The sequence below is a fragment of the Flavobacterium marginilacus genome (assembly GCF_026870155.1).
Classification (GTDB): domain Bacteria; phylum Bacteroidota; class Bacteroidia; order Flavobacteriales; family Flavobacteriaceae; genus Flavobacterium; species Flavobacterium marginilacus.
The window spans coordinates 2,429,921-2,441,539 of the sequence record NZ_CP113975.1 but is presented as its reverse complement, the minus strand read 5'-3'; the positions used below and the strand labels follow the sequence as shown (position 1 = coordinate 2,441,539).

Sequence of the window (11,619 nt, the reverse complement as noted above, 5' to 3'; positions counted from 1 at the left end):
ATTTTTAAAGTATTATTTCTGCTAAAATTTAATTAACATATATATTGCTTGCTTCAATAATCTGATGAATATCACTATCCAATACTTCTTTTTTAATATCAGCAAATTTTAAAAACTCAATATATACGATATCTAATTGTGTTTTTGTAAGCTCATAACCAACTTTTTTAGCTCTGTATGCCAAAGCTGCTCTTCCGCTTCTTGCAGTAAGAATAATAGACGACTCATTGACACCAACATCCAATGGATCCATGATTTCATAAGTGGCTCTATTTTTAATCACACCGTCCTGATGAATCCCAGAACTGTGAGCAAAAGCATTAGCTCCAACGATTGCTTTATTCGGCTGAACGATCATCCCCATACTTTCAGAAACCAATCGGCTCATTTCGTTCAACTGCTTACTGTCAATATCTGTATATAAATTCAAATAAGGATGCTGTTTAAAAATCATAACCACTTCTTCAAGTGCTGTATTTCCAGCTCTCTCCCCTATTCCGTTAATAGTACATTCAATTTGGCGGGCACCATTTACAGCTCCTGCAATAGAATTTGCAGTTGCCATTCCCAAATCATTATGACAATGGCAAGAAATAGTAACATTATCAATTCCTTTTACATTCTCTTTAAGGTACTTTATTTTTGCACCGTACTCTTCTGGCAGACAATATCCTGTAGTATCCGGGATATTAAGAACTGTAGCTCCAGATTTGATTACTTCTTCGCAAACTTTAGCCAAAAATGCATTATCAGTTCTACCTGCATCTTCTGCATAAAACTCTACATCTTCAACATACTTTTTTGCGTGGGCAACAGCGTGTTTTGCTCTGGCAATCACATCCTCTGGCGTAGTCTGCAGTTTATGGATAATATGTGAATCAGAAGTTCCTATTCCTGTATGGATTCTAGGTCTAACTGCATGTTTTAAAGCCTGAGCCGCTACATCAATATCATTTTCTACTGCTCTGGTAAGACCACAGACAGTTGCGTTTTTTACAATTTTACATATCTCTGAAACAGATAAAAAATCACCTGGACTAGAAACAGGAAAACCAGCTTCTATGATGTCTACTCCCATTTCGTCAAGGCGGTTGGCTATAACGAGTTTTTGATTGGTGTCTAATTTACATCCTGGGACCTGTTCACCGTCTCTTAAAGTGGTATCAAAAATTTGGACTTTCTCTCTATTCATTTTAATTTATTTAATGTAATTTCACATCTTAAAACAAAAATAGTTTTCATTTACTCAAAACTAAACCTACTTTTAAGTAAATATACTATTTGTAACGTAAAAAATAACAAATCATTAATCTGACAATCAACAAGTTAAACACTTTTATAATACAATGGCTAACCATCAAAAAGATTTTTTATTTGTATTAATAAAATCCCTTTCCAAATCTGAAAAAAGACAATTTAAAATTTTTGCCAGCCGCTTAGAGACAAGTTCAAACACTAAGTTTATCGAATTATTTAATATTCTGGACAAATCGGAAACATATGATGAAAAACTGATATTAAAGAATGGCTTGATTAAAAAAGTACAGCTGTCGAACCTCAAATCGTACCTGTACAAACAAATTTTGGTGAGCATCCGCTTAAATATTCCCAGTCAAAACATCCGTTACCAGCTTCGCGAGCAGATTGACTTTGCAGTAATCCTATATAATAAAGGACTTTACAAGCAAAGCTTAAAAATATTGGATAAAACCAAACAGCAGGCTATAGAAAATGATGAAAAATACATGGCTTTTGAAATTGTTGAATTTGAAAAACTGATCGAATCACAATACATCACCAGAAGTATTCAAGGACGGGCTGACGAACTGGTTATACAAGCCAAAGAATTGAATTACCGCAATACTATTTCGAGCAAATTATCCAATTTGTCGCTTCAGCTATACGGGACAATGCTTAAAACAGGATATGTAAAAAGCGATGCCGAATACAAGTACATAGATGACTATTTTGTTAAGCACATTGCGCGTTTGGATCAGTCAAAATTTGGTTTTAGAGAAAAATACTGGTTCTATAATGCCAATCTGTGGAGAAGTTTCCTGGTGCAGGATTTCCTTTCCTGTTATAAGTTTGCTACTAAATGGGTGACTCTATTTTATGACAACAAAAATATGATTTTCCTAAATCCGGTTTTTTTCCTAAAAGGAAATCACTATCTGCTTGAATCATTATTCATGCTGAAATACAAAACCAATTTTAAAAAATATTTAAATCTTTTGGAAGAAACCATCAGTGATCCGCGATTCCCTGTCAATGACAATATTGCTTCACTTTCATTCCTATATATTTATAACAACAAATTAAACTTTCATATACTGGAAGGAACTTTTGCCGAAAGCGAATATCTCATTCCTGAAATTCTGAAAAAAATTAAAATACACAATGAGCATTTAGACGAGCATCACGAAATGATGTTCTATTACAAAATTGCCAGTATTTATTTTGGAAATGAAAAGTACCAGGAATGTATTGTGTATTTAGAGAAAATCATCAATAACAAAAATCTGTATGTTCGGGAAGATTTAGCATGCTTCGCGCGTTTATTGTGTTTAATCGCTCATTATGAATCAGGTAAAGATTTTAATTTAGAAAGTCAGCTGTTAAGTACTTATAAATTTTTAATCAAAATGAACGATTTACATGAGGTGCAAAAAGAGATTATACGTTTCCTGAAAAACTTAAGCAACTTATATCCAAGTGACATTAAGAAAGAGTTCATCAAAATGAGGGAACGCTTTATTGAATTAGAAAAAAGCACTTATGAAAAACGTGCTTTCCTTTACCTTGATATTATTTCTTGGCTGGAAAGCAAAATTGAGAACCGTAAAATAAGCGACATCATAAAAGAAAAAGCAAAGCTGAGCAACAGGTAAAGAAGCAAAATCATCAAAAAATAAAATCCTTATTTTTACAAAAAAAACATCATATGAATTTTCTAAAAAAGTTTTCTCCTTTTTATAATCTTGCGCTTTTCTACATCGCAGTAAGTTTTGTTTTGCGCATTGTCTTGATATTTCATCCTATAACGCAGACTAATTTTGTTTTTCTGGATACCATGAAAATTTTCTTCATTGGCTTGATTTCAGATGCATTTGTGTTTGTAATAGCTTCTGCTTTTTTATGGCTATACCTTATTTTTATCTCCAATTCCAAATATTATAAACCTTGGGGTTATATTATTTTTGGAATTTTCATTGCACTGCTGCTTTATATCGCCTCAGGAAAAACGATTCTGAATGAATATGGCGGTGCTCTGCCAAAAATCGGAATGATTTTCGTTGGTCTTAAAACACTGTTATTTGGACTTCTTCTATTTTTACCAAAACACCGAGATAAAATTAGATTTTGGCTGTTCACTTTTGTGATGTTTTTGTATGTTGTACTTATTCTTCAAAACGGCATCAGTGAATACTTTTTCTGGAATGAATTTGGGGTTAAATACAATTTCATCGCTGTAAATTATTTGGTTTACACCAATGAAGTAATCGGAAATATTATGGAATCGTATCCAGTGATTCCTCTGTTTTCAGGATTGTTTTTAATCGCTGGAATTGTGACTTATTTTATTGTCAAAAGAACCAGAAATTATATTGACGAAATTCCATCTTTTACCGATAAATTAAAAATATCTGCAATTTATCTTGCCTTATTTGCTTTGGCTTTATTTGCAGTTCCTTCGTTAGCCAAAAAAGAAAACTCTCAAAATGTTTTTACCAATGAACTGCAGGCAAATGGAATGTATCGTTTCTATTTGGCGTTCATGAACAGTGAATTGGATTATTTTAAATTCTACAAAACGCTGCCAGAGAAACAAGCTTTTGCTTTGTTAGGAAAACAAATTCCGTCCATTTCGGGTGAAACTACTTTACGAACAATTAAAAGTGATGCTGCCGAAACTCCAAAAAATGTAGTTTTAATCACTATAGAAAGTTACAGCGCCGATTTCATGAAAGCATACGGTAACGATCAAAATATCACTCCTTTCTTAGATGATTTAGCATCAAAAAGTTTACTATTTACTAATTTATATGCAGTGGGGAACAGAACTGTCCGCGGTCTTGAAGCGGTAACTTTATGTTTTCCTCCTACTGCCGGCGAAAGTGTAGTCAAAAGAAAAGACAATAAAGACAAATTTTCTACGGGTTCTATTTTTAAACAAAAAGGATATAACGTGAAATATCTTTACGGAGGTGATGCTTTTTTTGATAATATGGAAGACTTTTTTACCGGAAATGGTTATGACATTATAGATAAAAAAACATTCACCCCAGAAGAAATTACTTTTGCTAACATTTGGGGAGTTTGTGACGAAGATATGGCTAATAAAGCCATAAAAACAATGAATACCGAAGCTAAAGAAGGTAAACCTTTCTTTAATCATTGGATGACTGTGAGCAATCACCGTCCATTCACGTATCCAAATGGCAAAATTGACATTCCGGGAGATGCAAAATCCCGTGACGGAGGTGTAAAATATACCGATTATGCTTTGAGAAAATTCTTTGAGATGGCGAGCAGACAGCCTTGGTTCAAAAATACGGTATTTGTAATTCTTGCTGATCACTGCGCATCAAGTGCAGGAAAGACTGAACTTCCTGCTGATAAATACAGAATTCCAGCAATGATTTACAGCCCAGGATTTATTCAGCCACAAAAATATACCAATTTGATGTCGCAGATCGATGTTATGCCTACACTTTTCGGTTTACTGCATTTTAATTACCAAAGTAAATTTTACGGTCAGGACGTTTTAAAACCCGATTATAAACCAAGAGCCTTAATTGCAACGTATCAGGATTTAGGATTAATAAAAGATAATGTTTTAACCATTATTTCTCCGAAACAAGCGGTAAAACAGTTTCAACTGACATTAAAACCAGATCAAAAAACAGCTCCTGAGTTCCAGATTTATTACGATCAGGTTCCTTTGAAAACAGAACGAACTGATCTTGTAAACGAAACGATTTCTTACTACCAGACAGCTTCGGATATTTTAAAGAAAAAGAACTATCAAAAGCTGAACTAAACCACTATGGACTGAAAGTCCATAGATTTCAGACTGAAAGTCTCAAATTTGGATTATGAAAATTAATGAAATTTTGCCACAGATTCACAGATAAAAAATGATTTTAAAATCCTGTGAATCTGTGGCAAAAACTTATTTAGAAGCTAAAACGAGATGCACTGAAAGTGCATAGTTTTAAACTCTATTTGAGACCAATAAATCAAATTTATAAAACACAAAAAAGCCTGTAAATATTGAGATTACAGGCTTTTTTGTGTTTCTTAATTCGGCTTAAAAATCATTCTCACTTTCCAAACCAAAAAGTTTACCGGTTTTCCAAAGCTTCAAATCACTTTTCAGATTCTTTTTATTGCGCTCTGTCAATTCTTTAGAATCCAGCTCTTCAAGATTTGGTTTTCCTGCATTAACCCAGGCTGTGTACCAAAAATTAGCTGTAGAAACAATTGCTTTGCGCATTTGCTTTTCAACCATCCCATTCAAAGCTGTATGAAGCTGCGTTACATATTCTTTTGAATATATTAAATCACCATACTTATTTTTTGCAGGATTTCCTTTTTCATCTTTGTCAAATACCTTGTCAGGTGCAAAGCTTGCGCGAAGTGTTCTATCGATCAGCAAAAGTGGTTCAACTTGACTATGCGAATCATTTATCATGTCCCAAGTCGCTTTTTCAATATTATCAATATATTTAGCTTCACCTGTATAAAAATTATAATCTTTACCAAACATTTCCGGCATACGGGATTCAAACATAGAGTGAATTCCTTTTTGATTGGTAAGCTGTCCATCATGATTCGCAGAAGTATGCAAAGGCATGTTAGCATCGCCAATATAATGAGCCAAATCGCCAGCTATAAACAAAATCTCAGTCTTTCTTTTGTCTTTCATAGCTTTAGTCAGCTTGGTCATCATTTCCTGAATATACCATCCTACAAAACCATTATCATTCAAAAACTTCTCACTGTATTTTTTCTTAGCGTCTTCAAATGAATGCGGAATAGAATCCATAGATCCAAAATTCTCCATATCCATATAATGACGTGGCCCTTCTGCTCTATCACGAAGCGTATATTTGCGTAAATCCGGCACAGTTGATTCCTGAGTTATAAAATCAATATGATTGTAAAAAAATGTCTGCATTGGTTTTGGCAAAGCCATAACTGCTGCGTTATTAATATGTTCGTGACCAAAAATACCCCAAGATAAACTGACAAAAGCAAGACCGATTGCTGAGAAAGTAAGAACTCTTTGTTTTAATTTAAATTTTTTCATTATATTTATTTAATTGAAATACAAAAGTATTTTTTTTAAACATAAATTAAGCATTTTGTGTTTAATTTTATGTTAAGCCAAAGAAAAATAAATTAAAATGTTTAAACATCAAGGCAAAAACAGAACTTCAAAGCATAATTTACGTCTTGCCATACTATTATCTTTCATAGCTGGTATTGTTAATGTAACTGGAGTTTTAGCTGTAAAGACACTGACAACAAACGTCACGGGGCATTTTGCCTATTTTGCAGAAGAAGTTACTAAAAAAGATTATCAAGCTGCTATTGTGTTTTTAATTTATACGCTGTTCTTTTTAGCGGGAGCTTTTACATCTAATTTTTTGGCCGAATTGGTTTCCGAAAAAAAGCAGAATCTTTCCCATCTTCCAGCAATAGCTATCGAATTTATTATTTTGGTCACCTTGGGGCTTTTAGAAATTAGAACTGATTTGAATTTAATTGATGAAAAATGGATTGCTTTTGGTCTGCTTTTTGCAATGGGAATTCAAAATGCATTAGTCACCAAAATTTCAAGATCAACCGTAAGAACAACACATTTAACTGGACTCTTTACAGATTTAGGCATTGAGCTGTCTCAACTGTTTTTTTACAAAAAACCAGAAGAGCGAAAAGCCTTAAAAACCAGCATTTATTTAAGACTGTCTATTATTTCTTTTTTCTTTCTGGGGTGTTTCTCTGGCGGTTTTATTTACGGATATTTGGCTCTAAAAACATTATTAACCGCAGCAGCTTTTCTATTGATCGCCCTTTATTACGATTACATCCGATTGCATTTTATTGCGATTAAACGAAAGAAAAATCCGTTTTAGAAATACAAAATCGCCAATAAAGTCCCAACAGCAATGCTTATCCAAAGTAATACTCCCTGAAGTAAAGGCATCAATCCTACCGATTTCAAGACGGAGCGATTCAAGCCCGCTCCTATCAAAAACAAGGTAACAACAAGTCCTGTTTTGGCAGCCGAAACCAAATGTGGAGCAGCATTCGCAACTGGAGAAAAATAAGTATTGCAAACCATTGCCAAAATAAACAATCCAATAAAATATGGAATTTTCACTTTGCGGGTCTTATTTTTAAAACCAAATGCGGTTATCAAAGTAACTGGAATAATCCACAAAGCTCTGGCTAATTTTACTGTTGTGGCTGCCTGTAGAGCTTCCGCTCCGTATTTATTTGCAGCACCAACCACAGAACTCGTATCATGAATCGCAATTGCGCACCACAAACCAAAATCGTTCTGTGACATTTGCAGCCAATGTCCAATTACTGGAAATGAAAACAACGCAATAGAATTCAGAATAAAAATCACTCCCAACGCAACTGATGTCTGCTTATCATCTGATTTTATAACTGGAGCGATTGCAGCAATGGCGCTTCCGCCGCAGATGGCAGTTCCGCAGGAAATAAGATGAGCCGTTTTCTTCTCTATTCTAAACCATTTTCCCAATAGAGTTCCTAAAACGATAGTTGCTGCAATAGAGCCAACCGTAAAAAGAAAACCTTCTCTTCCTGCTGCGGCTGCGCTGTTAATATTCATACCAAATCCCAGTCCCACTACTGAAACCTGCAATAATATAGTCGTTGCCTTATGATTTAAATGCAAAAAAGGATGTCCGGAAAGATTAGCTGCAATTAAACCTAGCAGCAAAGCTATCGGAGGAGAAATAATTGGAAACAAGCAAAGAATTAACAGCAAAACAAAAATAATCTGCTGTACTGTCGGACTGATTTTTAATAAAATTGGAACATTAAAGCTTTCGGTTTTCATTCTATGACGCTTTTTTAACAAAACAAAGGTCTCTATAAAAAAGCGGGAATACCAATCGTTAAAAATAATCCACTATAACTTTAGATTATAATAACTCGAAATGTTTTTTATGAATAATTCAGAAAGAGAATCTGATTTCCCCTGTAACGTAATGATATAAAAATAACGTTCAATCGTCAGACCATCAATATCAATTACTTGCAATTCTTTATTTTTCAACTCCTTAGACACAGCATGTATTGACATAAAAGCAACACAATCTGAATTCAGCAGATACGATTTTATACTTTCGGTACTTCCTAACTGCATTTCGATCTGCAGCTGATCAATTTTTATATTGAAAGGTTTTAAAGCATATTCAATAACTTCAAGTGTTCCAGAACCTTGCTCCCGGACAAGAAAACGCAGCGATTTAAGATCAGATGGAGCAATTTCCTTTCTCTTAACCAGCGGATTATTGGAATTACAAACCAAAACCAGCTCATCTCTAATGAACTGCGTGTATTTTATGGACGGATTCTTGGACTGCCCTTCTACAATTCCTATTTCAATTTCTTTTTTCAGCAGAGCGTTTTCAATTTGCTCTGTGTTTCCGTTAAGCAAATTTACTTTGACTGCTTCGAGTTTTTGGTGAAAACGGGCCAAAAGCGGCGAAATAATGTATTGTGCAATTGTTGTGCTGGCACCTAAACGCAGCAGACCTTTTCGCTCATTACTAAAAGTGCTTAAATCAAAATCGATTTCCCTGTAAATTTCAAAAATATTTTTGGTATGCTTCAATAAAGTTTCACCGGCATTTGTCAATGCAATCTTCGAACCGTTTCTTTCAAAAAGCTTGGTTTTGTATTCTTCCTCCAATTCCTGAATGTGCTTGGAAATGGCTGGCTGCGTGATAAATAATTCCGAAGCCGCTTTAGTAAAACTCAATCGGGTTGCTACAGTGAAAAAAACTTTTAGTCTGAAATCCATTTTTTGTTATTTAAACTCTTATTTATTAACAATCAATATTATTCCATAAATCCAAAAATTATATAGAATTGTATAACTAATGCCATATAATAAACTTCTCCGCAAATTCCCATTACATTCATTTGCGTTTTTAAAAATCAATCGTAATGCTCTAAAAAATACCCAATAAAGCATTGCCATAAAAGTTAAAATCGAAATCCAAATAATTGCTCCAAATATGAAAAACAAATATCCGAAAACTAAAGTTGCAATTATCCACAGAATAATACCTAAAATGATTCCTGCTATTCCTTCATTAAGGTCAGGTAAATCTGCAGATTCTGAGAAATTAATCTCTTTTAAATGTTCAATTTTTTTTAAATCGAATTGGTCAGTGATTTTACCAAGATTGTCTTTTAATTTGACTCCTTTGTAAAGTCCAAAAGTAATAAACAGAAAAAAAGTGATCGATAAAATTGAAGCAGAAATAAAAGAATTTTCAATTACAGTTTGATGCTTCCCAAGACCATAAATCCAAACACTTAAAACAGTAGAAATAATTACAATTATTGAAATTATGAATATATTTTTAGTATTTAAAATCGTTCTTTTTTTCATTTAAAATCTAACTTTAATTATTCCATATTTTTATGAATAATCACAAAAAATCCAATTCTCTCCCTTTAGCCCCGATTGCAGTGAAAATCCTTGTATGCCGGGGTTCGGCATACAAGATTGCAACGGAAAGCGGGACCTGTATTTACTGAAAATGCCTAATCTTTCTGCTCCAAAAAACAATCTAAATTGATAATCTTTGAATAATACCTAACAGGTTTTGAAAACCTGTTAGGAGATCGCAATCTGTTTTATTACAAATCAGTTTTTAAAACCGCACCGCTGCTGGCATTGGTAACCAAACTTCTGTACTGTCCTAACCATCTTGAGGTTAATTCTTTTTTCAAAGGAACAAATACCGCTTTTCTTTTGGCAATTTCTTCATCTGTTAAATTCACTGACAAAATGTATTGATCAACATCAATATGAATCTCATCACCATCTTTCAATAATCCAATCATACCGCCTTCGGCTGCCTCTGGGCTTACGTGCCCGATACTTGCTCCTCTTGTTGCACCGCTGAATCTTCCATCGGTAATTAAAGCAACTTTGGCTCCTAGTCCCATCCCCATAATCAATGAAGTCGGCGCGAGCATTTCCTGCATTCCCGGACCTCCTTTTGGCCCTTCATATCGAATAACAACAACGTTTCCAGCTTTTACTTTACCGCCTAAAATTCCGTCAATCGCTTCCTGCTGTCCGTCGAAACATACGGCAGTACCGGTGAAAACTCTATCACCCGTAATTCCGGCAGTCTTAATAACAGCACCCTGTTCTGCAAGATTACCATATAAAATTGCAAGACCGCCCACATTTGAATACGGGTTATCAATGGTGTGAATGATATTGGTGTCTTTGATATAAGCATCTTTGATTTTTTCTAGTACCGTTTCGCCTGTAATTGTAAGGTTATCCAATAAAATATCATCGCCGCGTTTTGTCATTTCTTTCATAACGGCATTAACACCGCCGGCTCTGTTGATGTCTTCCATGTGAACGGTTGACAAACTTGGAGAAATTTTGGCAATATGCGAAACTCTTTTGGAGATGCTGTTGATATCCCCAAGGTTAAAATTAACATCGGCTTCATTGGCAATTGCCAGCATGTGCAAAACCGTATTGGAACTTCCACCCATCGCCATATCTACCGCAAATGCGTTTCTTACAGCATTTTCATTAAGAATATTTCTAAGTCTGAACTTCTTAGTTTGTGCCTCATCTTTTGCAATTTCACAAATTCTTCTGGCAGCACTTCTGTAAAGTTCTTCACGCTCCTTTGTTAATGCCAGAATCGTTCCGTTTCCAGGAAGCGCAATTCCCATAGCTTCCATAAGCGTATTCATTGAGTTTGCTGTAAACATACCCGAACAGCTTCCACCGCTAGGACAGGCATTACACTCAATATCTTTCAATTCTTCATCAGTCATTTCTCCTGCTTCGTGCTTTCCAACAGCTTCAAAAGCAGTAGCTAAATCAATCGGCACACCGTCTTTGGTATGTCCTTTTTTCATTGGTCCTCCGCTCACAAAAATTGTCGGAACATCAACTCTTAAAGCCCCCATTATCATACCCGGAACAATTTTATCACAGTTTGGAATTGCAATCATAGCATCCAATTTATGTGCATTCATAACGGTTTCGATAGAGCTTGCAATAAGCTCACGTGAAGGCAATGAAAAAAGCATTCCGTCATGTCCCATCGCAATTCCGTCATCGACACCGATTGTATTAAACTCAAAAGGAACACAGCCGTTTGCTTTAATCTCTTCTTTTATAATTCTTGATACCCTGTCCAGAAAAAAGTGCCCCGGAATAATCTCAATATAAGAATTTGCAACGCCAATAAACGGTTTATCAAAATCTTCATCAACCAATCCAGTTGCTCTAAACAATGATCTATGCGGCGTTCTTTGGTTTCCTTTTTTTACTTCATCACTTCTCATAATATATAC

At 34.6% G+C, this 11,619-nt stretch carries 9 protein-coding genes; 3 read left to right on the top strand and 6 right to left on the bottom strand.

The window, feature by feature from the left end; translation table 11 throughout:
- Positions 1-28: 28 nt before the first annotated feature.
- Positions 29-1,192, bottom strand: coding sequence for a 2-isopropylmalate synthase (locus OZP07_RS10480; RefSeq protein WP_194643455.1), 1,164 nt, complete (start codon positions 1,190-1,192; stop codon positions 29-31).
- 154 nt (positions 1,193-1,346) lie between these two features.
- Between OZP07_RS10480 and OZP07_RS10475 the strand changes: the two genes are divergently transcribed.
- Entirely contained in the window at positions 1,347-2,891 is a 1,545-nt protein-coding gene (locus tag OZP07_RS10475; RefSeq protein WP_281638317.1) for a hypothetical protein, read from the top strand.
- A gap of 53 nt (positions 2,892-2,944) precedes the next feature.
- A complete protein-coding gene (locus OZP07_RS10470) occupies positions 2,945-5,044 on the top strand; it encodes an LTA synthase family protein (RefSeq protein WP_281638316.1) in 2,100 nt (699 codons plus the stop codon).
- Between the two features lie 270 nt (positions 5,045-5,314).
- Here the strand turns inward: OZP07_RS10470 and OZP07_RS10465 are convergent, their stop codons facing one another.
- A complete protein-coding gene (locus OZP07_RS10465; protein WP_281638315.1) occupies positions 5,315-6,316 on the bottom strand; it encodes a zinc dependent phospholipase C family protein in 1,002 nt (333 codons plus the stop codon).
- A 97-nt stretch (positions 6,317-6,413) separates the two neighbouring features.
- On the opposite strand from OZP07_RS10465, the gene OZP07_RS10460 reads away from it, so the two are divergent.
- Entirely contained in the window at positions 6,414-7,145 is a 732-nt protein-coding gene (locus OZP07_RS10460; protein ID WP_281638314.1) for a YoaK family protein, read from the top strand.
- Here OZP07_RS10460 and OZP07_RS10455 read toward each other — a convergent pair.
- From OZP07_RS10455 to ilvD, 4 genes are all read right to left on the bottom strand, one after another.
- A complete protein-coding gene (locus OZP07_RS10455) occupies positions 7,142-8,104 on the bottom strand; it encodes a YeiH family protein (RefSeq protein WP_281638313.1) in 963 nt (320 codons plus the stop codon). The two genes, OZP07_RS10460 and OZP07_RS10455, sit on opposite strands and share 4 nt — an antisense overlap.
- Before the next feature lie 72 nt (positions 8,105-8,176).
- Entirely contained in the window at positions 8,177-9,073 is an 897-nt protein-coding gene (locus OZP07_RS10450) for a LysR family transcriptional regulator (protein WP_281638312.1), read from the bottom strand.
- A gap of 18 nt (positions 9,074-9,091) precedes the next feature.
- Positions 9,092-9,670 carry a hypothetical protein gene (locus OZP07_RS10445; protein ID WP_281638311.1) on the bottom strand — a complete coding sequence of 193 codons (579 nt, stop codon included), beginning with the start codon at positions 9,668-9,670 and terminating at the stop codon, positions 9,092-9,094.
- A 251-nt stretch (positions 9,671-9,921) separates the two neighbouring features.
- A complete protein-coding gene (gene ilvD / locus OZP07_RS10440) occupies positions 9,922-11,610 on the bottom strand; it encodes a dihydroxy-acid dehydratase (RefSeq protein WP_281638310.1) in 1,689 nt (562 codons plus the stop codon).
- Positions 11,611-11,619: the final 9 nt, after the last annotated feature.